Source organism: Pseudomonas sp. CFII64 (assembly GCF_000416235.1).
Lineage (GTDB): Bacteria > Pseudomonadota > Gammaproteobacteria > Pseudomonadales > Pseudomonadaceae > Aquipseudomonas.
The window spans coordinates 13,922-35,683 of the sequence record NZ_ATLO01000032.1 but is presented as its reverse complement, the minus strand read 5'-3'; the positions used below and the strand labels follow the sequence as shown (position 1 = coordinate 35,683).

At 57.0% G+C, this 21,762-nt stretch carries 18 protein-coding genes and 2 pseudogenes; 16 read left to right on the top strand and 4 right to left on the bottom strand.

The window, feature by feature from the left end; all coding sequences use genetic code 11:
* Positions 1 to 161: 161 nt before the first annotated feature.
* Complete coding sequence (locus tag CFII64_RS14745; RefSeq protein ID WP_003213368.1) at positions 162 to 437, top strand: HU family DNA-binding protein; 276 nt, start codon at positions 162 to 164, stop codon at positions 435 to 437.
* Between the two features lie 82 nt (positions 438 to 519).
* Here CFII64_RS14745 and CFII64_RS14740 read toward each other — a convergent pair whose 3' ends face one another.
* The 4 genes and pseudogenes from CFII64_RS14740 to CFII64_RS14730 all read right to left on the bottom strand — a co-directional run bounded on the left by CFII64_RS14740 (position 520) and on the right by CFII64_RS14730 (position 2,350).
* On the bottom strand, positions 520 to 810 hold the full coding sequence (locus CFII64_RS14740; protein WP_020291593.1) for a hypothetical protein: 291 nt from the start codon (positions 808 to 810) through the stop codon (positions 520 to 522).
* Between the two features lie 302 nt (positions 811 to 1,112).
* Positions 1,113 to 1,391, bottom strand: a pseudogene (locus CFII64_RS30060) (type VI secretion IcmF C-terminal domain-containing protein); the annotation flags it as partial.
* Positions 1,330 to 1,545: pseudogene (locus CFII64_RS29785) on the bottom strand (type VI secretion system baseplate subunit TssF); the annotation flags it as partial. The pseudogenes CFII64_RS29785 and CFII64_RS30060, both read right to left, overlap by 62 nt.
* Positions 1,546 to 1,831: 286 nt before the next feature.
* Positions 1,832 to 2,350, bottom strand: a complete 519-nt coding sequence (locus tag CFII64_RS14730) for an Hcp family type VI secretion system effector (RefSeq protein WP_020291591.1) — start codon at positions 2,348 to 2,350, stop codon at positions 1,832 to 1,834.
* Positions 2,351 to 2,794: 444 nt separating this feature from the next.
* Between CFII64_RS14730 and tssA the strand changes: the two genes are divergently transcribed.
* From tssA to CFII64_RS14655, 15 genes are all read left to right on the top strand, one after another.
* Entirely contained in the window at positions 2,795 to 4,348 is a 1,554-nt protein-coding gene (gene tssA, locus CFII64_RS14725) for a type VI secretion system protein TssA (protein ID WP_020291590.1), read from the top strand.
* Positions 4,349 to 4,381: 33 nt separating this feature from the next.
* Positions 4,382 to 4,888, top strand: a complete 507-nt coding sequence (gene tssB, locus CFII64_RS14720; RefSeq protein ID WP_020291589.1) for a type VI secretion system contractile sheath small subunit — start codon at positions 4,382 to 4,384, stop codon at positions 4,886 to 4,888.
* 28 nt (positions 4,889 to 4,916) lie between these two features.
* Entirely contained in the window at positions 4,917 to 6,392 is a 1,476-nt protein-coding gene (tssC, locus tag CFII64_RS14715) for a type VI secretion system contractile sheath large subunit (protein ID WP_020291588.1), read from the top strand.
* Between the two features lie 13 nt (positions 6,393 to 6,405).
* Complete coding sequence (gene tssE / locus CFII64_RS14710) at positions 6,406 to 6,813, top strand: type VI secretion system baseplate subunit TssE (protein WP_020291587.1); 408 nt, start codon at positions 6,406 to 6,408, stop codon at positions 6,811 to 6,813.
* A gap of 164 nt (positions 6,814 to 6,977) precedes the next feature.
* Positions 6,978 to 8,765 carry a type VI secretion system baseplate subunit TssF gene (tssF, locus tag CFII64_RS14705; protein ID WP_020291586.1) on the top strand — a complete coding sequence of 596 codons (1,788 nt, stop codon included), beginning with the start codon at positions 6,978 to 6,980 and terminating at the stop codon, positions 8,763 to 8,765.
* Positions 8,729 to 9,742: a type VI secretion system baseplate subunit TssG gene (gene tssG, locus CFII64_RS14700; protein WP_020291585.1), complete on the top strand. Its 1,014-nt coding sequence runs from the start codon at positions 8,729 to 8,731 to the stop codon at positions 9,740 to 9,742. The genes tssF and tssG overlap by 37 nt, the downstream gene beginning before the upstream one ends.
* Complete coding sequence (tssH, locus tag CFII64_RS14695; RefSeq protein WP_177325422.1) at positions 9,742 to 12,363, top strand: type VI secretion system ATPase TssH; 2,622 nt, start codon at positions 9,742 to 9,744, stop codon at positions 12,361 to 12,363. Before tssG ends, tssH begins: the two co-directional genes overlap by 1 nt.
* Before the next feature lie 89 nt (positions 12,364 to 12,452).
* Positions 12,453 to 12,593, top strand: coding sequence for a hypothetical protein (locus tag CFII64_RS14690; protein WP_020291583.1), 141 nt, complete (start codon positions 12,453 to 12,455; stop codon positions 12,591 to 12,593).
* Between the two features lie 20 nt (positions 12,594 to 12,613).
* A complete protein-coding gene (gene tagH / locus CFII64_RS14685; RefSeq protein WP_020291582.1) occupies positions 12,614 to 13,822 on the top strand; it encodes a type VI secretion system-associated FHA domain protein TagH in 1,209 nt (402 codons plus the stop codon).
* A gap of 10 nt (positions 13,823 to 13,832) precedes the next feature.
* Positions 13,833 to 14,309: a type VI secretion system lipoprotein TssJ gene (gene tssJ, locus CFII64_RS14680; RefSeq protein ID WP_020291581.1), complete on the top strand. Its 477-nt coding sequence runs from the start codon at positions 13,833 to 13,835 to the stop codon at positions 14,307 to 14,309.
* On the top strand, positions 14,306 to 15,637 hold the full coding sequence (tssK, locus tag CFII64_RS14675; protein WP_020291580.1) for a type VI secretion system baseplate subunit TssK: 1,332 nt from the start codon (positions 14,306 to 14,308) through the stop codon (positions 15,635 to 15,637). The genes tssJ and tssK overlap by 4 nt, the downstream gene beginning before the upstream one ends.
* A gap of 6 nt (positions 15,638 to 15,643) precedes the next feature.
* On the top strand, positions 15,644 to 16,513 hold the full coding sequence (icmH, locus tag CFII64_RS14670; protein WP_020291579.1) for a type IVB secretion system protein IcmH/DotU: 870 nt from the start codon (positions 15,644 to 15,646) through the stop codon (positions 16,511 to 16,513).
* Positions 16,514 to 16,527: 14 nt separating this feature from the next.
* Positions 16,528 to 20,040, top strand: a complete 3,513-nt coding sequence (tssM, locus tag CFII64_RS14665; protein ID WP_020291578.1) for a type VI secretion system membrane subunit TssM — start codon at positions 16,528 to 16,530, stop codon at positions 20,038 to 20,040.
* Positions 20,040 to 20,765, top strand: a complete 726-nt coding sequence (locus tag CFII64_RS14660) for a PP2C family serine/threonine-protein phosphatase (RefSeq protein WP_044901407.1) — start codon at positions 20,040 to 20,042, stop codon at positions 20,763 to 20,765. The genes tssM and CFII64_RS14660 overlap by 1 nt, the downstream gene beginning before the upstream one ends.
* Positions 20,762 to 21,742 carry a serine/threonine-protein kinase gene (locus tag CFII64_RS14655; RefSeq protein WP_020291576.1) on the top strand — a complete coding sequence of 327 codons (981 nt, stop codon included), beginning with the start codon at positions 20,762 to 20,764 and terminating at the stop codon, positions 21,740 to 21,742. Before CFII64_RS14660 ends, CFII64_RS14655 begins: the two co-directional genes overlap by 4 nt.
* Positions 21,743 to 21,762: the final 20 nt, after the last annotated feature.

The window sequence follows — 21,762 nt, the reverse complement described above, 5'->3', positions numbered from 1 at the left end:
CGTTTTTGTTCGCATAAACCGCAAGCCCGCACTGGCGCGGGCCTGTACGGCATGCCATCCTCACTATTGACTGCCGCCACGTAGAGCCGTTGCGGCGCCTTGGGCTGTTCGGGAAGAGCAGCGCGGGACATAAAAACAAAAAACCGTAAAAGAGGCTTCATATGCGTAAACCAGAACTTGCAGCCGCCATTGCTGAAAAGGCGGACCTCACCAAAGAACAAGCCAACCGCGTTCTTAATGCCGTCCTCGAAGAAATAACCGGCGCCCTGCACCGCAAGGACAGCGTCACGCTCGTCGGCTTCGGCACCTTCCTGCAACGCCATCGCGGCGCCCGCACCGGCAAAAACCCGCAGACGGGCGAGCCTGTGAAAATCAAGGCCAGCAACACGGTAGCCTTCAAACCCGGCAAGTCACTCAAGGACAGCGTGAATCCATAGACACCCGCTGTACGCCTTCGCAAGGCGAGCAGTGAAAGAACGGGCACACCAACGAGGTTGGGTGCCCGTTTTTTGTTCGTGTTCAGGCCGGGTTGGCTTCCCACAGGCGCTGTTCAATCACGCGACTCACATCGCAGGCCTCCTGCATGAGTAGATGAGCCGTACCCGCCATGGCGCTCAAGTCGTAATCGTCTGCGCTGCCAGATTTGCCGCTCGACACCGCGTCGAGAAACTCCGTCGCCAGCCGCACCCGCAAATCGACGCAGGCGTGCAGGTCTTTGAGCGGCGCCTGACTGTCGAGCAGCAGGACAGTGCCGTCGAGGCCGTGTTGGGTTAGGGGGATGTAGCGTGGAGAATTGGGGTTGTTAGGCATTGATGAAAGCTCCTATACCAAATGAGACCACCTGAGATGTCGTCAAGCAAACAGGTGGCGGCTGAACGCAGGTTGACGAACCGGAGGTACAGGAACCCGGTAGATCCGAAGATCTCCCACGTGCAGCCGCCATAACATGGTCTCTGCTACATCCGTACCAGCGGATCGTCAAATCCGGTCGTTGAATGAACGACGACGCAAAGGTTAAAGGTCCGGCAGAGCGCAAGTGCGGTATTTATCACTATTGTTGGAGATGTTTGAAGCGGCCAAATGCAACAAGGTGTGGCCTCGACGGCCAGCCATTACAGCACCGCCGGTAAGCGAAACCCGCGCAACTCTCCCAACTCAAACGGATTCGGCGAACGCTGGCTCATCAATAGGTAATTGACTCGACGACCTTCGATATTGGCCTTGAGCATCAACACGTCGCGGCCGCTGTGGAACTCGCTGTCCAGGCGTTCGATCAGGCGAAACAGCGACCACGGCCCGGTGTTTTCCTGATAACCCACGCGGCGGCCGGTGGGGTGCTCGACAAGTGATTTCCGGATACTCATCATCGATTTTCTGCCTGAGCCGGCCTGTCAGGAATGACACGCCTTCCATCAAACGCTCGACATCAGGATCGCGAGTGTTTTGAGCGAAGAATGCCTTCAATGCCGGATGACGTTGGCTCAGCAACGATGCATGTTGGCGTAGAGCGCTAAGTTCACTTTGATAATAGTCTTTGAACGACACGGTTGAACCCGAAAGCTATAAGGCATGGCGAGCGGTTGACGCCTGAAATTACAAGCGCATGCAAGGCTTTATGTGAAAGCCAGCTATTGCAAAGCGTTTCTGTGCAATAGCTGAGAGCCATAGTTGCTCAAATCACGGCCAGATAGATGTAGGCGCAAGGCTGCTTTGTTGTGGGAAATTTCGCAGATGAATAGCGGCGCTGTCATAAAAAATAACGAGCACAAAAAAGGGCACGCCAGCTTTATGCTGGGTGCCCTTTTTTATTTAGCGTGTCGTAGCGCGGGATTTAGCTCGCTACAGGGACGCGCCAGTCATCGGAGCCAGACGTGCCGGATACTTCATGGGTCCAGATGATTTTACGGTAGGTGAAGTACACGTCTTCCAGATGCGTGAAGTGCGACTGGCCAGGATCCTGGCAATTGGGCATGCGGGACGTCACGTCGACGATGATTGCGTCCTCCAGTTTGATGGTGAAGTAATGCTGCTGATTGCCTTCGGCAGAGGTGCGGTACCACTTCAACTCACATTCAGTCAGCAGTTCGCCTGTCGTAAGTGCAGTAAAGATCAGCGGTGAAGACTTGTCGAACACCTTGGTGATCATCAAAGGCTTGTGTATGCGCTGGCCCGTTGGCTGGCCTGACTGCGGATCACGAGGAATGATGACCTGGTGGTCGAAAGCCTGGACCAGGATTTCGTCTTCGTGGCCTTCCTGATAGATATTGCCCACGGAGTCCGATGTAAAGGTGCCCTCGGTAATAAGCCCTTGTTTGGTTCCCTTGATGGTTAGATACGCTGGTGTTGGCATCGGTGCACTCCTGGCTTGTAGTAAGGGTATTTAACGGTGCTTCTCAACAAAGAAATGCCGTGATGGCTATGTACTTGCCGCACTTGTAAGAAGCAGAATTTTGATTGTCGGCGATGCAGCTTCGACAAGCTGGCGCACTCTACGACTTTTATCTGTGCGGCTCTGTAGTCCGTATTTGTACGATAGTGTAGGAAAATTCATTAAAGTTTGTGTGATGTTGTTCGATGTATTAATTATCTATTTTCTCGGCTTTTTTTCTTGCGTGTTCTGGCTTTTGCTGGCTAGTATTGCCGCACTTGCTCAGGCTCGATTACAGGTAATTCTGACGGGGTTTGTGAATTTCAAACATGTTTAAACATATCTCCTGGTTTGTTTATTTTGTCGTGCTGATTGTTATGCCTCTTTGATGTTTCTCCATGCCTGTTCTAGCGAAGTCTAAAAGCTATGTCCCCAACTAACGGTACTGCTCGCTATCTGAAAATCGCTCAGACACCGATTTCCAAAGGCGATTATGCAGGGCTGGATGCTCGTTATTCGCCAGAGTACGAGGCGCTTGAGGTCGAGCTGGGAAAGGCGTTGGCTCTGCATGAAACCGGCAAGGTCGACTGGCAAAAGGTTCAGGAGCACAGCGAGGTGATTCTCGCGAGCCTCTCCAAGGATATTCGCGTTGCCTGCTGGTTGAGCTGGGCGCTTTACCAGCTTCAGTCATTTGCGGGGCTGGTTGCCGGTTTCGGCATGCTTTGCCATTTTTGCACGCACCACTGGGCGCAGATTCACCCCGCCAAATCGAGAACGCGTTCGGCTGCGATCAGCTGGTTGATCATGCGACTCGAAAAGGTGCTGGACTCCAGTGTTCCCGTAAAGGATCAACTGGAGGTATTCCGCCAGTTGGTAAAGCTGCTTGAGGAACTGGATGCGGTTCTTACGCAACACCTGAAGGCTGAGGCCCCGCTGATATTGCCGCTGCGCAGGCGTCTGGCGAGCATGGTCCAGCGTGCCTCGGATAACCGGCCTGAACCCGGTCCGGTAGAAGCTGCGATAGCGCAGGTCAAGCAGACCGCCGCGCAGTGGTTTACCGGCGACTCTGTGATCGAAAACGAAAAAGATGCGCAAAAGGCACTGCGAGGACAGCAGGAAAATGGCCTCGCGTTGTGTACCTGGTGGTTGCGCCAGAATGCGACCGATCCTCGAGCGTTGCGGCTCAATCGAACGCTGACCTGGCTGTCGATAACTTCAGTGCCTCAGCAGAACGCGGAGCGAATGACTGATCTTCGAGCGCCACCGCCAGACAAGCTCAAAAGCTACCGCAGCCTGTTCGAGCAGGGGCAGTACGCGGATCTGCTCGTCCAGCTTGAAGCCAGCATCGCTCGAGCGCCGTTCTGGTTTGATGGTCAGCGCATGGTCTGGGAGTGTCTCGATGCTCTTGATGCCGAGGTTGCCAAACAAGAGCTGGAGATTCATTTCGCGCTATTTCTGCTACGGCTGCCAGGGATCGTTGAGCTGCGCTTCCACGATGGCGTGGAGTTCGCGAACGTCGAGACCCGGGACTGGATCACTACGCATGTCATGCCGCGTGTCCAGCCAATCGCTGCGCCCAGGAAGCTGGAAGACGCCGGGACTGCACCTGCCTGGCAACTTGCGCTGGAGAAGACCATCCCCACGTTGCGCAAGGGCGGTTTAAAGGCTGCAGTCCGGGAGATGAAGCAGGGACTGCAGAGCGCTCAAGGCGGACGTGAGCGGTTTTTCTGGCAGTTCAGCCTGGCCCGTCTGTGCCACCAGGCCAAAAAATACGACCTGGCAAGGGCGCAGCTCGAAACCCTTGATCAGCAGCTGCAGCAATCAGGCTTGCATCTCTGGGAGCCGGACCTGGCTCTGGAAGTCCTGCACCTGCTCCACGGCTGTTACGGGTTACTGCCCCAAGGTCACGAGGTGCGGGAGCGCAAGGACGAGATTTATCGCAGGTTGTGCCACTTGGACCTTGAAGTGGTACTCGAATAGGCCCTCGGGTCGTAACAGTGAAGGAGAAAAACTGTGGCCAAAGAAGGCTCGGTAGCACCAAAGGAACGCATCAATATTACGTTCAAACCCGCCATTGGCGGTGCCCAGGAAGAAATTGAGCTGCCGCTGAAATTGCTGGTGCTGGGCGATTTCACCCAGCAGGCAGACGAGCGCAAGCTGGAAGACCGCAAGCCCGTCAGCATCGACAAAAACAACTTCGACGAAGTGTTGGCCAACCAGAAGCTGGGCCTGACCTTGAGTGTGTCAAACCGTTTGCAGGACGAAGACGACTCTCAGGAGTTGGCAATGGATCTGCGTATCAACTCGATGAAGGACTTCAATCCGGCAAGCCTTGTGGATCAAGTGCCGGAGATGAAGAAACTGATGGAGCTGCGCGACGCATTGATGGCCCTCAAAGGACCTCTTGGTAATGCTCCGGCATTCCGCAAGGCGATCGAAAGCGTGCTGGAGGATGACGATTCGCGCGCTCGTGTGCTGGGCGAGATCGGTCTGAACGCGCCCGCCCCGAAGGACGCTTGAGTCTGTAATAGATAAGGAAGCCAATATCATGAGCACCCGTGCAGCACAGCAGAAAAACAGCGAAGCCACCGAGTTCGGCATACTTGACCAGATCATTGCCCAAACCAGCCTGACACCGACCGACGATGCCTATGGCATCGCCAAGCGCGGCGTCGCGGCATTCATCGAAGAATTGCTCAAGCCTCATAACAGCCAGGAACCCGTCAAAAAAGCCTTGGTCGATCGCATGATTGCCGAGATCGACGGCAAGCTCAGTCGGCAAATGGACGAGATCCTGCACCACCCGGAATTCCAGGCGCTGGAGTCTTCATGGCGTGGCCTGTCGCTGCTGGTTGAGCGCACAAACTTCCGCGAAAATATCAAGATTGAGGTGCTGAACGTCTCCAAGCAAGACTTGCTGGACGACTTCGAAGACTCGCCCGAAGTGATGCAGGCCGGTCTGTACAAACATATCTATACCGCCGAGTACGGTCAGTTTGGTGGCCAGCCAGTTGGCGCGATCATTGCCAACTATTTCTTCTCGCCTAGCTCACCCGACGTCAAGACCCTGCAGTACGTTTCCAGCGTCGCCTGCATGTCTCACGCGCCATTTATCGCAGCAGCGGGCCCCAAATTCTTTGGCCTGGAAAGCTTTACCGGGCTGCCTGACATGAAAGATCTAAAGGATCATTTCGAAGGCCCGCAGTTCGCCAAATGGCAAAGTTTCCGCCAGCAGGAAGACGCGCGTTACGTCGGCTTGACCATGCCGCGCTTCCTGCTGCGCAACCCCTACGACCCTGAAGAAAATCCGGTGAAGACATTCGTTTACCGGGAAAACGTCGCCAATAGCCATGAGCATTATCTGTGGGGCAACACCGCCTACGCATTTGGTACGCGGTTGACCGACAGCTTCGCCAAATTCCGCTGGTGCCCGAATATCATCGGCCCGCAAAGCGGTGGTGCGGTTGAAGATTTACCGCTGCATCACTTCCAGAGCATGGGTGAAATCGAAACCAAGATTCCGACCGAAGTGCTGGTTTCCGATCGCCGCGAGTACGAGCTGGCCGAAGAGGGTTTTATCGCCCTGACCATGCGTAAAGGCAGCGATAACGCAGCGTTCTTCTCCGCCAGTTCGGCCCAGAAGCCGAAATTCTTTGGCATCAGTGAAGAAGGCAAAGATGCCGAGTTCAATTACAAGCTGGGCACTCAGCTGCCTTACCTGATGATCGTCAATCGTCTGGCTCACTATCTGAAAGTGCTGCAGCGTGAGCAGTTGGGCTCCTGGAAAGAGCGCACGGATCTCGAGCAGGAATTGAACAAATGGATTCGTCAGTACATTGCGGATCAGGAAAACCCCAGCGCTGAAGTTCGTGGCCGCCGTCCGTTGCGCGCCGCCAAAATTGTCGTCAGCGATGTTGAAGGTGAGCCGGGCTGGTACCGCGTCAACCTGAACGTGCGGCCGCATTTCAAGTACATGGGTGCCGACTTCACCCTGTCGCTGGTTGGCAAACTCGACAAAGAGTAATCGGAGCTGAGCAATGTCCGGGTATGGCAGCCTTTTTGAGCGCCTTGCTGGCGAGGCCGACAAGCGTGCTGGTTGGAAACACGAAGAAAGTGCCGTGGCCTCAGTGGCTGCCCACTTGGCGAAAATGCTCAGTACCCGTGCGGGCAGTGTGCAAACGCTGCCCGCCTATGGCCTGCCGGATCTGAATGATATGCGCTTGAGCCTGCATGATTCATTGATGCAGGCACGACAGGCGATTGAGGGTTTTATCGGGCTGTATGAACCGCGACTGACGCAGGTGGAGGTCATTTCCCTTCCGGGTGACGGCGATCCGTTTCGTCTGGCCTTTGCTATTAATGGGTTGCTTGAAGTTGCCGGAGTCAAACGGCAAGTCAGCTTCTCCGCTCGACTGGACGCTTCCGGGAACGTGAAAGTTACCTGAAGCATCAGGTAGTACAAAAGTTTCGTTGTTAGTTGTCACGTGCTTGTAGCTGTTGTTTCAAGCGTTTCGTAGTTGCCGGTATTACCCATCGCATCTACTTGATCAACCCATTACTGGCAGTTTTGTCAGTGCATTTTCCGTGCTTCCAGGGAACAGGACGCCCCATGTCTTTTAATGATTACTATCAAAGCGAGTTGACTGCCTTAAGGCAGATGGGTCGCACTTTTTCTGAGCGTAATCCCGCACTGGCACCTTTCCTTGGGCAAAGTGGTCGCGATCCGGATGTCGAGCGTCTGCTGGAAGGTGTTGCGTTCCTCACCGGGCGTTTACGTCAGAAGCTCGACGATGAATGGCCCGAGCTGACGCATTCCCTGATGCAGTTGCTATGGCCCAACTATATGCGGCCATTGCCATCGTTCAGCATTGTGCAGTTTCAACCTTTGGATCAGGCAGGACCGGCAGTCCATATCGAGCGCCAAACGCCGATCAACAGCGAAAAAGTTGAAGGTGTCAATTGTCGTTTTCGCACCTGTTTCGCCACTGAGGTTCAGCCTCTTGAACTGAGCGACTTGAACTACTCCGTTCAGGGCGAAGGCGCTCTGCTGAGCCTGCAACTCACCCTCAAAGGCAGTGGTCATCTTGGCCAGCTCACGCTTGATCGCCTGCGACTGCATTTTGCCGGAGAGCGCTACATCAGCCAGACGCTTTATCTGAACATGCTGCGCAATCTCGGCAGTATTGAAGTCGTGCTGCTGGATGCGGAGCACAAGCCACTCAAGCCTGATGGCGACAGCGTGACGTCATTCAAGCTTCAGGCTACAGATGTTGAGCCAGTGGGCTTTGCCGACGACCACGCGCTGATTCCCTATCCGCTGAATACATTCCGGGGGTATCGATACCTCCAGGAATATTTTGCGCTACAGGACAAGTTTCTTTTTGTCGACGTGAAAGGCCTTGAGCCGATTAGTGCGATGCCGGAAGACATGCTCAAGCAGTCTGTCGGTTTTGAATTACGTTTCACTATCAAGAAAAACGCCATCCAGCGGGCGCGCCCTGCCAGGGACAACATCAGACTGTATTGCACACCTGTGGTGAACCTGTTCAACGAAGATGCTTTGCCTATTCGCCTTGATGGCAAGCAGGATGAGTACTTGTTGCTGCCTTCCAGATTTGAGCAGAAACACTGCGGCGTCTATTCGATTGAAAGTGTGATTGGCCGCGAGCAAACACACGGCGGCGAGCGGCATTACGTGCCTTTCGAATCGTTCAAGCATGACCCCAGTTTCGACGTGCTGCAGGCTTCGCCGTATTACAGCGTTCGGCAGCGTTCGTCACTGTCCCACAGCGGACTGGATACCTATTTGAGTTTCGATATTCGCCACTGCGACAGGCAGGAGGCGTTGTCCATTGATCTTGTCTGTACCAACCAGAATCTGCCGCTGCGGCTCAGGGATGGGGACATATGCATCAGTGGAGAAGGTGCGCCGGAGACCGCTGGTTTTCGGAATATAACCGCTTGCACTCCTCACTACGCGCCGCCCCTGACTGAGAATTTTCTTTGGAAACTGATCAGCAATATGTCGCTGAACTACCTCTCTCTGGAGAACGTCGATGCGCTGAAAGTCATTCTCGAAACCTACGATTTTCCGCAGTACTACGACCGTAACGCGGCAAGCGTCACCCGCAAGATGCTCGGCGGGCTCAAGTCGATTCGTCATGTAGCGACCGACCGGTTGTTCGGGGGATTGCCGCTGCGTGGCGTGCGCACGGAATTGATGATCGATTCGGAGCAGTTCATCTGCGAAGGGGATGTGTTCGTCTTCTCTTCGGTGCTCAACGAGTTCTTTGCGCTGTACACCAGCCTCAATTCTTTTCACGAGCTTCGCGTCAAAACCATTAAAGGAGAGGTGTACGCATGGACGCCACGAATGGGGCAACAACCCCTGCTCTGAATGGGCTGACCCGGACGATTCGCGAGTATTCGCTTTTCCAGGCCGTGCTGCTGGCGCTGGATACTGTGCGTCAGGCCTGCCCGGATCTGAGCGAAGAGCAACTTTACGATCAGCTCGAGTTTGAAGCCAATCCGAGCCTGGGATTTCCTGGGAGCGATGTCGACCGTATGCAGTTCTTCAGTGAGGACGGGAAGCTTCGCGCCCGCATGCGCCTTAACCTTCTCAGCCTTTCCGGGGCCGGGTCACCCTTGCCGGTGTTTTACGCCGAACAGTCGTTAGGCGATGGCGATGACGCCAATACGACGCGGATGTTTCTTGATCTGATCAACCATCGACTGCACCGCCTGGTGACGCCGATCTGGCGCAAGTACCGCTACCGGGCGAGTTTCCAGAAGGGTGCAGTCGACCCCTTTTCACAGCGCTTGTTCGCGCTGGTCGGGCTGGGGGGCGACAAGATTCGCCTGGCCAGGGAGATCAACTGGAAGCGTCTGCTGCCGTACCTCGGTTTACTCAGCCTGCGCGCCCACTCGGCAGCATTGATCGAGGCGGTGCTGCGTTACTACTTCAAGCACGCAGAAGTCGGTATCGAGCAATGCGTACCGCGTGTTGTGGACATTCTCCAGGATCAGCAAAACAGCCTCGGCCAGCAGAACAGCCGCCTGAGCCACGACCTGGTGCTTGGCGAGCGGGTGCGTGATCGCAGCGGCAAATTCCGGATTCACATCGGTGAACTCGATTGGCAAAGCTTTCATGAGTTCCTGCCAATCGGCGCTGGCTATCAGCCGCTCTGCGCGCTGGTGCGATTCAGTCTGCGAGACCCGCTGGACTACGACATTCGCCTGGCGCTGCGCCATGAAGAAATACACGAGTTACGCCTTCATGCGCAGAGCGCCTGCCGTCTTGGCTGGACAAGCTGGCTTGGCCGCGAAAAGGCCGACGGAATTGTGACCCTCGGCAGCAATATTCATAAGGACTGATGCTCATGATCAATGTAGACCTGCAACAGCTGATTCAGGCGCTGGACGCCGAAACCCGGCGCGACCTTGAAGCCTGCGCCGAGCGCTGTGTGGCACGCGGTGGCAGCAAAATCCTGATTGAGGATCTTCTCCTGGCGCTGCTGGAGCGGCCCCAAGGGCTTTTGGCGCGCGCGTTGCTGGATGCCGAAGTAGACGCAGGAGAGCTGGCGGCGGCATTGCAACCGCACGTCGAACAGAGCGCGTCGCGCAATCCGGTCTTCGCCCTGGAACTGGTGCAATGGCTGCAGGATGCGCTGTTGGTTGCGAACCTTGAGCTGGGCCAGAGCCAGGTCGAGCAGGCGGCGCTGATCCTCGCCTTGCTGCGTAATCCGCTTCGTTATGCGGGCACTCGCTACCAGCCTTTACTGAGCAGATTGAACGCCGAGCGGCTACGTGATTTTGCGCTATCCCAGAAAACCGACACGACCACCAATGGCTCCGCGCCGCAGAGTGAATCCCTGCTGCAGCGATTCACCCACAACCTGACCGAGCAAGCGCGGGACGGCAAACTGGATCCGGTCCTGTGCCGTGACGATGCGATCCGCCAGATGATCGATATCCTCGCTCGTCGACGCAAGAACAACCCGATTGTGGTGGGTGAGGCGGGCGTCGGCAAAACCGCCGTGGTGGAAGGGCTGGCATTGCGGATTGCCGTTGGCGAGGTGCCGCAAGCCCTCAAGGGTGTCGAGTTGCTGTCCTTGGACATGGGGCTTCTACAAGCGGGCGCGAGCGTCAAAGGTGAATTCGAACGCCGACTCAAAGGGGTGATCGATGAGGTCAAGGCGTCGCCAAAACCCATCGTGCTGTTTATTGACGAAGCCCATACCCTGATCGGCGCGGGCGCACAGGCCGGCGGCTCTGACGCGGCAAATTTGCTCAAGCCAGCGCTGGCTCGTGGCGAACTGCGCACCATCGCGGCAACAACATGGGCGGAATATAAAAAGTATTTCGAAAAAGATCCGGCACTCGCGCGACGTTTCCAGCCAGTGCAACTGCATGAGCCCACGGTTAGCGAAGCGGTCACCATATTGCGGGGCCTGGCCTCGGTCTACGAGCAAAGCCATGGCATCTATCTGCGTGACGATGCCGTGGTGGCTGCCGCCGAGTTGTCGGCGCGATATCTGACGGGTCGGCAACTGCCCGACAAGGCGGTGGATGTACTCGATACGGCGTGTGCCAGAGTTCGTATCAGCCTTGCCGCCGCACCGCAAAGTCTGGAGCGGCTACGCAGTGAATTGGCCGAGGGCGGGCGGCAACAACGAGCGTTGTATCGCGATGCCGAAGCGGGTTTGCCCGTGGACCGCGAAGCCCTTGATGCGCTGGGCAGTCGTCTTGTTCAGGCACGCAACGAGGAAGAGGATCTGCAACAGCGCTGGCTCGCACAACAGCATTTGGCGGAGCAGCTTCTGGAGTTGCGCCAGATGCGGGCGAACGCGTTGGTTACCAGTAGCGAGACCCTTGACGACGCGGACGCGGGGCAGCAGAAAGACGTCGGGAGTCTGGTCGATCTTGACACCCGGCTGCAGCAAACCCAGCAGGCGCTGATGCAAGCGCAGGCAATTGAGCGTCTGGTGAGCTTTGAAGTTTGCCCAAGGCTGGTCGCCGAAGTCGTCAGTGCCTGGACGGGCGTTCCGCTCGAGCAACTGGCGCGGGAGCACAACGCCAGGGTCGCGAGTTTCGCGGTGGATTTGCGCCAACGCATTCGCGGTCAGGATCAGGCGGTGCACGCACTCGACCGATCAATGCGCGCTACCGCAGCAGGCCTGAACAAGACCGACGCGCCAGTGGGTGTGTTTCTTCTGGTGGGCCCCAGTGGGGTAGGCAAGACCGAAACAGCTTTGGCGCTGGCCGACCTTTTGTATGGTGGTGAGCGATTCGTCACCACCATCAATATGTCGGAGTTCCAGGAAAAACATACCGTGTCACGTCTGATTGGCGCGCCTCCGGGTTACGTTGGTTATGGCGAGGGCGGGATGCTCACCGAGGCGGTACGTCAGAAACCCTATTCGGTGGTGCTGCTCGATGAGGTAGAGAAAGCCGATCCGGACGTGTTGAACCTGTTTTACCAAATCTTCGACAAGGGCATCGCCAACGATGGCGAAGGGCGCGAAATCGATTTCCGCAATACGTTGATCCTGATGACATCGAACCTGGCGAGTGATCGGATCGACGCGCTGTGCCGGGATGGCAATCGACCTGAAGCAGATGCGCTTGAGGCCGCTATTCGGCCGACACTGAGCAAACATTTCAAACCTGCCTTGTTGGCACGAATGCGCGTCGTCCCTTACTACCCGGTTGGCGGTCCGGTGATGCGCGAGCTTGTCGAACTCAAGCTTCAACGCCTCAGCGAGCGTCTGCGCCGGCGCAAGCTCGCGTTCAGCTATAGCCAGTCATTAGTCGACCACCTGACGGAGCGCTGTGTGCAAGGCGAAAGCGGAGCCCGGCTTATCGATCACCTGATTGACCTTCATTTGTTGCCACTGATTGCCGACCGACTGCTGGAGGTCATGGCAGCAGGGCAAACCCTGGCTGAGGTACATGCCACGCTCAATGAAAACAGCGTCGCCTGTGAGTTCGCGTGATCATGAAATTCCCCTTGCGCAATTCCTGTGCGCGGCCTTGCGAGACTCGCGGTCGCTGCTCCCCATCTGTTTTTCTGGAGAACTCTTCGATGTCTGCTCGCCTGCGGCAAGTCGTGCTGGTTTCGCTCATTGCCACGTTTGGCCTGACCGGCTGCACGGGGCACTACACATTCAGCGATGACGAATACCGCGCTCTCGGTGATCCGCAAACCATCAATCGCGGCAACTGAAAATTGAGGAGGAACTCAAGATGGAGCTGATTTTCGAGTTACTTGATAACGGTAACGTCGCGGCTGGACAAGCGTCGCACAAGGTGTTCAGGCAGGCGGGAGGTGTGATCGGCCGGGACAACCAATGCGACTGGATGATTCTGGATAGCGGTTGCCACCTTTCCGGCACACACGCCCAGATCACTTTCCATGATGGCGACTTTTACCTGACGGATATCAGCACAAACGGCACCGTTGTCGCCGGGAGTGAACAGGCTCTGAGTCGTGGTGAAAGTCATCGTATTGAACATGGCACCATCTATCGACTGGGACGATTCGAGATCCGTGCGCGCCTGATCAAAGATCCTGGCAGTTTTATCGGTGTGGATGCCGGAGTCGGCGTTATTGACCACCCGCCGCTGGCCGGGAATCTCATTCCGGACGATTCCTTTCTTGAACTCGATCTGCTGGCGGATGTGGCTCAACCGTCCCGTCGTGGTTCGGATTTTGACGAGCTTCTGTCTCCGGGACTGGCTCAGCAAGCCTCCGAGCAAGGCGTCGATTACGGGCCGGCTGATACGCAAAGCCTGCTCGTCCCAGAGTTGATCGCCATACCTCAAGTTGCGGCACCGCCTGTTCCGGAGGAACCCGAACGCCAGAGCGATAGTTTCTGGCAGCTTTTTGGGGCCGCGCTTGGGGTCGAACTGGATGCTATGGATCAGGACAGTCGCGAGACGTTGGCCGTAGAAGCTGCGCGATTGCTCAAACAGAGCATTGGCGGGTTGCAGCAAAGCCTGCGCACCCGAACCGAGCTGAAAAACGAGTTGCGCATGGCTCAAAGCACCGCGCAACACAGCAGCCTTAATCCGCTCAAGTACACCGGGGATGCCGGTGAAGCGCTTGGGCTTTTGCTACAACCCCCAAAACCAGGGCAGCGAACGGCGCAACAGACGGTCGCTCAAGGATTTCGGGATGTTCAAGCTCATCAAGTGGCGATGTTGGTGGCAAGCCGAGCGGCCCTGCGTGGCGCTCTTGAGCATTTTTCGCCTCAACAGCTGACATTGCGTTTCGAGCGCGACACTCGCAAATCGCTGTTCTGCACAGCGGGCACGCGCTGGCGGGCTTATGAGCGGTACTACCAGACCTTGCGCGAAGACGATGACTGGAGCGAGCGGTTGCTGGCCCGCGACTTTGCCCAGGTTTACGCCGATCAAGTGCGTTTGATTGCCACGCTGCATTCCGGAAATTGAGGATATCCCCATGTTGCGCTTTTGTGCCCCGATTTTGTTGGGCCTTGTTTTGCTGTTGGTCGGCTGCTCGGCGCTTTCGCCGTATTCGACCCAGACTCGCCTTGAACTGGAACTCACCGCCAGCGATCAGCTGAATCCTGATATCAACGGTCGCCCGTCGCCCATTGTGTTGCGCCTGCTGGAGTTGAAAAATCCGGTGCTGTTTGAAACCGTGGACTTCTTTGGCCTGTATAGCCAGGCAAAGGAGCTGCTGGCTCCGGATCTGGTCGCCAGCGAAGAGCTTGAACTGCGCCCCGGGGAGCGCCTGCAGCTCAAATTGCATGTCAAGGAAGGCAGTCGCTACGTCGGCGTCCTGGCGGCTTATCGTGATCTGCCGGAAACCAAATGGCGTCATGTGATCCGCGTGACCCCAGCTGACATGACCCGTGTAGAGCTGAACCTCGACCACCGTGGTATCCATGATGGCAGCGAGGCGGATGGCCGATGAACAACCATAAAGTCATCTGGCAGGAAGGCATGTTGCTTCGCCCGCAACATTTCCAACACAACGATCGTTACTTCGAAAGTCAGATCAAGGCTCACACGTTGATGCTCAAACGCAACGCCTGGGGCTTCTTCAATCTGGCGATTGATCCGCAGTACTTCAATATGAGCAAGATCGTCGTCACTCAAGCTTCAGGGGTGTTCCCAGACGGCACTTTCTTTGATTTGGCCTTTAGCAAAGAATTGCTTTCAGTGGATATCGCGCCGGACAGTGGCAACGCCTCGGTGTACCTCGCCTTGCCACTGTCGGCGGGCGATAGCGTTGAGTCCCGGGACTCGAAGCAGGTCGACGTGCTGGCTCGCTATACCCGCTATACAGACGAAATTTCTGATTCAAATGCGGACAGCGATTCACGCAGCGACATCAACTGCGGACGCCCGGATTTCCGGCTGCTGGTGGGTGATGAGCTCACCGACAAGGCGTTTGTAAAACTCAAACTGTGCGAGTTGACGGGGGTGACGGCCAACGGCGGGATCACGCTCAACGCCGAGTTCTGCGCGACGTTTCTGCATCTGCGCCACAGCGAATATTTGCTGGCCTGCCTCAATGAAGTCGTTGCTTTGCTGACCCTGCGTGGTGAAGCCATCGCCGAGCGTATTCAGGCCAGCGGCAAAGGCGGTGCAGCGGAAGTGGGTGACTTCATGATGTTGCAGCTGATCAACCGCACCGAGCTGGTGTTGCGCCAGATGCTGGAGCTTGATCAGGTTCATCCCGAAGAGTTGTACACCGTGTTGCTGGGCATGCTGGGGGAGTTATCGACGTTCGCCAGTGACAGCAAACGTCCGCGCCTGGAAACGTTTTATTCCCATGCAGATCAGGCGGGTTGCTTGCGGCAGCTGATGGGTGAGGCCCGACAACTGTTGTCGATGGTACTTGAGCAACATGCGGTTGCACTGCCTTTGCAGGAGCGTCAGTACGGCATTCTTGTCGCGCCACTGCTGGATCGATCACTGTTGGGCTCGTCCATTTTTGTCCTTGCCGCCAGCGCGCATTGCGATTCCGAAGCGTTGCGCAAGCGCCTTCCCGCCTACCTGAAAGTAGCGCCCGTCGAAAGTATCCGTCAGTTGGTCAACCTGCACCTGCCGGGCATCAAGGTCAAGCCGCTGCCGGTCGCCCCGCGGCAAATCCCCTTTCATGCCAATAAAACCTATTTCCTGCTCGAACTTCATTCGCAGGAACTCGCCCAGCTGGAAAGCTCTGGAGGCTTTGCCTTCCACGTTTCCGGAGACTTCGACGGGCTTGATCTGAATTTCTGGGCCATAAGGAGCTGAACCTGAATGAGCATGGATATCGAAAATTCTGGGAATAACAAGACTGTTTTGCTGGGTATGGACGGGCCAGGACCGTCCCCAAGCCCGTTGACTGATTTCAAATCGGAATCACGGGTTGAGCGTCTTGAAGATCGGATGGTGTATGCCGCGCGCATTCGGCCACCCGAGTCATTCAGTGTCAGCATGAACGTGCTTGTCTCAGCGGCTGCGCCACTGCTCGGCGAAGTGACCGCTCTCAAGCGCGAAGATAAAACGGAAGAACTCGCCACGCTCAATGCCCGGTTGTGCGAAAGCATGCGGGCGTTTGATGTGGCTGCCGCGCAGAGCGGCGCCGAGAGCAGCCAGGTTCAGGCCGCTCGCTATGTGCTCTGTACTGTCCTCGATGAGGCAGTGGCCATGTCGCCTTGGGGCGATCGCAGTCAATGGTCGAAGATGAGTCTGCTGAGTAAGTTTCAGGGCGAGACGTCCGGTGGTGAGAAGTTCTTTCACCTGCTTGATCGAGTCCTGCAAAACCCGTCGAAGTATCTGCCCCTGCTTGAGCTTATGTACGTCTGCCTTTCACTCGGTTTTGAGGGCAAGTACCGAGTCCTGCCCCGAGGCAACGTGGAACTTGAAGCCATCCGCGACAGCCTGTACCGCCAGATCCTCAACCAGCGAGGCGAGATTCCACGCGAGCTTTCGCCCCATTGGGAAGGGCTCAATGACGGCCGTCGCAGCCTGGTTCGCATCGTTCCCTGGTGGCTGGTGGTGATCTTCACCCTGATCAGCCTTGCAGCGATGTATTCCGGTTTTGCCTGGGTGTTGGGCGAGCAGCGCGAAACAGTCCTCCAGCCCTATCAGGCGCTCGATCCTATATCGGGTCAGACCCGGTCGTAATACAGAGAAGTGTCATGAAAGATTTTTTTAAAAAACTGGCCGCTGTGCTGCGCAAAACCTGGGCCTGGTCGTTGGTTCTAGTGCTTTCATTTGCGCTGTTGATCTGGTTTGTCGGGCCACTGGTTGCGATTTCGGATCATAAGCTCTGGGAGGATTCTGCTACCCGGCTGCTGAGCATTTGCGTGCTGTTATTGCTATGGGCATTGCTGATGGTATTCATCAGTTGGCGGGGCAATGTTCGCAAGAAACGGGAGGAGGAAAGTGCTGTCGGGCAAGAGCGCTTGCAGAACGCCGAAAAGATAGCCAATGAACAGAAAGAGGTGCGCGGACTTTTTGCCGAGGCGGTGCACACTCTGAAAACCTCAAGTCTGTACCGTGGACGCAGCGAGCGCTGGCGCGATGAATTGCCTTGGTATCTGGTCATCGGGCCAACGGGTGCAGGCAAGACCAGTCTGCTGGATTTCTCCGGGCTGGATTTCCCGCTCAATAAAATAGAACGCAAGCTGACCCGCGATACTCAAGGCACGCGTCAGTGCGATTGGTACTTCGCCAATAACGCGGTGCTGATCGACACGGCTGGCCGTTATCTATGTCAAAACGAAGAGATCGATAGAGCCTCGTGGTCAACGCTGCTGGGCCTGCTGCGTGCCCGCCGCCGCAATCGCCCGCTCAACGGGATTCTCGTGTCGGTGGACATAAATACCCTGAGCGGCGACGAGGACAAGCTGGAAATCCTGGCCCGCCAGGTGCGTTCGCGGCTGCAGGAAATCCATCAAAGGTTACATGTGGATGTTCCGGTGTATCTGGTGTTGAGCAAAGCAGACGAATTGCCTGGCTTCAGCACTTTTTTCGATCAACTTTCCCGCGAAGAAACCGAGCAGGTATTAGGGGCGACTTTTGGTAAGGAGCAGAACGGAACCGACGCTGTCATTCTGCGCGCCGCATTCGATGCTCTGTTGCAGCGTCTGAATAGGCAAGTGGTCAGCCGGATGCATCTTGATCGGGATATCAAACGCCGGGGTTTGATTCTGGAGTTTCCCAATCGACTCGGGATGGTTGGCGAGCGCCTTTGCCTGTTCGTCGACATGGCCTTCACCGGCAGCCGTTATCAGCGCTCCAGTCACTTGCGCGGTTTTTACCTGACCAGCGCGCCTCATCTCGCCAGCAAACTGAACAAGGACACAGCCGCTATCGGCGCAAGTTCAGGCATGGCCAGCAGCGTATTGCCAACCCTGCGTAGCGGGCGCGCCTTGTTCATCAATAATCTGTTGGCTCGCGTGATCTTTCCCGAGGCCGAACTGGCCGGACTCGACAAGCGAGAGGCGCACCGCATCCACTGGCGGCATCGTATTCTGTACGGCGGGTCGCTGGCGGCTTTGAGCCTGTTCGCTCTGGCCTGGGCCAGCGGCTTTTCGGGGAACCAGCAGCGGCTTGAGAATTTACGCGATCTGGCCAGACAGCTGACCCAGGAGCACACGGCGCTGACTCCGTTGGATGATGAGCTGGCGGCGCTCAAGGCCCTGGACTTGAGCTATCAGGCCAGCAATGTGTTTCCTGACAAGCAGCAGATTGGTTTGCATGAGCGCAACGGCCTGTATCAGGGTGAGCCCAGCAACCTCGTACTCGATGCGGCTTATCGGCGCGAACTGAAAACCCTGTTATTGCCCCGGGTGGCTCGTCTCCTGGAGGCGCAGATTCGCTCCAATCTTCAGGATCGCGAGCAGTTATCCGGCAGCCTGCGTGCTTATCTGATGCTTAACCTTCAGGAGCGGCGAGATGCAGCGTGGCTCAAGGAGTGGGTTGCTGCGGATTGGTCAGTGCGTTTCAGCGGAAACACGGTAGCGCAAAATAGTCTGAACGAGCATTTTCAGCGCCTGTTTGATCGCCCGTTCAGCCACTCGCTGAACACCGAATTGGTCACGCAGGCGCGTCAGGTACTGCGCAGTGAGTCACTGGCGACTGTGGTTTATCGCGCGCTGCGTGATCAGGCCAAGGACTTGCCGCAGTACCGCCTGAATCAACATCTCGGGCCGCAGGGTTCGATATTCACCGGGACTGATTACGTTATTCCGGGGTTCTATACCCAGCGCGGTTATCAGCAGAATTTCGTGGTGAAAGGCCCCGCGCTGGTAACGGGCATCCTGCGAGATAACTGGGTTCTGGGGGAGGGGACCGACATCAGTGGCATGGACCTGCGGCGTTTGATGGTCGAGCTTGAGCAGTTCTACTTCCGGGATTATTCAAATCACTGGGGTGAGGCGGTCGGTCGGGTGCGATTGCAGTCGTTTACCTTTGCCGCCGACGGCGCCGATCAGGTGGCGAGCCTGACCGCAGCGAGTTCGCCGTTATTGCAGTTGCTCATGGAGGTGCGGGACCACACCCGCTTCCAGGCCACCGCTGAAAGTGTCGAGCCGCTGACGTCTGCCGAGCCTGCCAAGGCTGGCGCACTCGGTAAAGTCGCGGCCGCTGCCGCCGAGCAGGCCAAGGATGCGTTGGCCAGGAACCTGCCCGACACCGCCAAGAAGTCCATGCAGCGTCGTTTTGAACCTTTGCATCGGTTGCTCGACGACAGCAACGGCCCGGCTGCCGATCTGACCCCGGCGTTTCAAGCGCTCAATGAGCTGCAATTGCAGCTGTCGAGTCTGGCGCGCTCCAGTCAGCAGGATCAAAGCGCGTATGAGTTGGCCAAGGCGCGCATGGGCGGTCAGCGTGACGTGTTGAGCGCGTTGCGCAATACCTCCACGCGCTTGCCGCAGCCGGTCAGCGGTTGGTTCAGCGCGGTTGCCGATGACACATGGTCGATGGTCCTCGGCGACGCGTATCAGTACCTCAATCAGCGCTACCAGAACGAGCTCTACAGCTTCTACGGCAAGGCCATCGACAAGCGTTATCCGTTCAACGCCCACAGCACCAGCGATGTGGCGCTCAACGACTTCCGCGAGTTCTTTCGGTCCCAGGGTCTTGCGGAAAAGTTCTTCGATACCTTCATGCGCCCCTTCGTCAGTGGCGACCCCGGCAGTTACCGTCTGCGTAGCGTCGACGGGCGAACCCTGCCGATGTCTCGGGTGTTTCTGGAGCAAATGTCACATGCAAACGTGATCCGTCGCAGCTTCTTTGCCGAGAACCCGAACGAGCCGCAGATTCTGTTCAAGCTTGAACCCTACACCCTGGATCCAAGTGTCAGCCGTGCCGAGTTTCGTTTGGGGCACCAGCAGCTGGAATATCGCCATGGCCCGGTCGTCCCGGCGTCCTTCAAATGGCCTACTGATGCAGATGACGGTCGCACCAGTCTGGTACTGGAAAAAATCGCCGGTCGAGCCTTGGGGCTAGAAGAAAACACAGGTCCCTGGTCGCTGTTCCGGCTGTTTGATCTGATGCAGACCGAATACTTGCGAGGGCGCGACGTGATGGTGCTGAAGGCCAATGTCGGAGGCTTGCGGGCCAACTATCTGCTCACCAGCCAGCGTTCGCCGAACCCCTTTGATGTGACTGCCGTTCGGCGCTTTCGGTTGCCGGGACAGCTGTGATGGCTTATCGACCTGCTCACCGAAGCATGGCGCGGACTGATCAGGGTAAGGTCAGGACGCGCAATGAGGACGCATTTCTCGACTGCCCCGAGCGAGGCCTCTGGGTAGTCGCCGATGGAATGGGTGGTCATCGAGGCGGAGACATTGCCAGTCAGTTGATCGTGAGCAGCCTGGCCGGGCTGGAATGGCGGGGTTGTCTTGAAGAGCGGCTGAATGCGGTGCGTCAATGCCTGCAATGGGTGAATCGACGTCTTGGCCAGGAAATGACGGTCATTCCCGGCCAGGATCCAACCATCGGCAGCACGGTGGTCGCTCTGTTGGTCGAGGGCAAGCGTGCGGTCTGTTTGTGGGCTGGGGATAGCCGGTGTTACCTGTGGCGTGATCATCGGCTCTACCAGCTTTCACGCGATCACTCGATGTTGCAGCACTTGATGGACAGCAAGCAGTTGACCCTGGAGCAGGCCGCGCAGCATCCGGCCGCCCATGCCTTGACTCGTGCTGTGGGGGCGGATGATTCACTTTGTCTGGAGGTCATCGAACTCGATCTGCAGCGGGACGATGTGTTTCTGCTTTGCTCCGACGGGCTTTATCAAGCGCTCGGCACGCATGCGTTGAGCGACGCCCTGAGCATGAATTCATCCGGCCTGGCGTTGGATCTGTTGTTCGAACGCGCTTTGCTCGGCCCGGCCAGCGACAATCTGACTGCGGTGGTGATTCGCCCATGAGCGAGCCCACCGCACTTGTCGGCACCGAGGAAGGGGCTGGTCAGTTGACCTGTTTTGCCTTGGCTGGAGGGCTGGGCTCGGCGCAGCCCTTGCCGACATCGTCCAAAGCGTTGTTGGCTGATTTACCGCGAATACTCTGCGGGCGCTATCAGTTGCAGGATGTGCTGGGCGCTGGTGGCATGGGCGTGGTGTATCGCGCCCGGGATCTGCTGCATGAGCAGTACGGCGAGCCGGACCCTTTCCTGGCAGTGAAGCTGCTCAACGATGAGTTTGTCGACGCACCGGATGCCGACGTATTGCTGTACAGCGAATTTGCCCTGACGCGGCATTTGCGCCACCCCAATGTGATCCGCCTGCATGCATTTGAGGTCGAGCCTGAGTGCCAAAGAGCTTTTGTTACACAGGAATTGATGCGCGGCATCGGGCTGGACAAGCTGCTGACCGAGCAACCGACCGGACTTTGCGTCGACGAATTACAACGAGTGGCTGTGCCCTTGCTTGATGCACTTGCCTATTCCCACGAGCGTGGCGTGCTGCACGGAGACTTGAAGCCAAGCAATCTGATGCTTACGGATGACGGGCCGAGGATTTTTGACTTCGGATTGGGACGGGCATTGGAGGGCGTTCTGACCGGGCTGCCGAAGTTGAGCCGTGAGCGTTTCAAGGCCTGGACGCCCGGCTATGCCGCCCCGGAGCTGCTTGAGGGGGCTCCGCTGTCTACTCGCACGGATGTGTTTGCCATAGGTTGTGTTCTTTACGAGCTGGCGTGCGGCAAACACCCGTTCCCGCAGATGTTATCGACTCAAGCGAAAGCGCAACGGCTGTGGGCCAAGCTGCGTCCTCCTGCCAATCTCCCCATCCGCTTCTGGCCCGCCCTGCGCCTGGCATTGGCGCTGGATGCAGACATCCGCAGCATCACCCCCCGCGAACTCCACGATGCCTTCTGCACCATCCCCATCGGCCGCATGCAATTCTGATTGCCGGGTCCGGCACTTCG

Coding starts and splice junctions, on each gene's coding strand:
- tssC (WP_020291588.1), top strand. CDS start 4,917: ATGAGCACCCGTGCAGCACAGCAGAAAAACAGCGAAGCCACCGAGTTC.
- tssG (WP_020291585.1), top strand. CDS start 8,729: ATGGACGCCACGAATGGGGCAACAACCCCTGCTCTGAATGGGCTGACC.
- CFII64_RS14660 (WP_044901407.1), top strand. CDS start 20,040: ATGGCTTATCGACCTGCTCACCGAAGCATGGCGCGGACTGATCAGGGT.
- tssH (WP_177325422.1), top strand. CDS start 9,742: ATGCTCATGATCAATGTAGACCTGCAACAGCTGATTCAGGCGCTGGAC.
- CFII64_RS14745 (WP_003213368.1), top strand. CDS start 162: ATGCGTAAACCAGAACTTGCAGCCGCCATTGCTGAAAAGGCGGACCTC.
- tssE (WP_020291587.1), top strand. CDS start 6,406: ATGTCCGGGTATGGCAGCCTTTTTGAGCGCCTTGCTGGCGAGGCCGAC.
- CFII64_RS14690 (WP_020291583.1), top strand. CDS start 12,453: ATGTCTGCTCGCCTGCGGCAAGTCGTGCTGGTTTCGCTCATTGCCACG.
- icmH (WP_020291579.1), top strand. CDS start 15,644: ATGAGCATGGATATCGAAAATTCTGGGAATAACAAGACTGTTTTGCTG.
- tagH (WP_020291582.1), top strand. CDS start 12,614: ATGGAGCTGATTTTCGAGTTACTTGATAACGGTAACGTCGCGGCTGGA.
- CFII64_RS14730 (WP_020291591.1), bottom strand. CDS start 2,350: ATGCCAACACCAGCGTATCTAACCATCAAGGGAACCAAACAAGGGCTT.
- CFII64_RS14655 (WP_020291576.1), top strand. CDS start 20,762: ATGAGCGAGCCCACCGCACTTGTCGGCACCGAGGAAGGGGCTGGTCAG.
- tssA (WP_020291590.1), top strand. CDS start 2,795: ATGTCCCCAACTAACGGTACTGCTCGCTATCTGAAAATCGCTCAGACA.
- tssJ (WP_020291581.1), top strand. CDS start 13,833: ATGTTGCGCTTTTGTGCCCCGATTTTGTTGGGCCTTGTTTTGCTGTTG.
- tssF (WP_020291586.1), top strand. CDS start 6,978: ATGTCTTTTAATGATTACTATCAAAGCGAGTTGACTGCCTTAAGGCAG.
- CFII64_RS14740 (WP_020291593.1), bottom strand. CDS start 810: ATGCCTAACAACCCCAATTCTCCACGCTACATCCCCCTAACCCAACAC.
- tssM (WP_020291578.1), top strand. CDS start 16,528: ATGAAAGATTTTTTTAAAAAACTGGCCGCTGTGCTGCGCAAAACCTGG.
- tssK (WP_020291580.1), top strand. CDS start 14,306: ATGAACAACCATAAAGTCATCTGGCAGGAAGGCATGTTGCTTCGCCCG.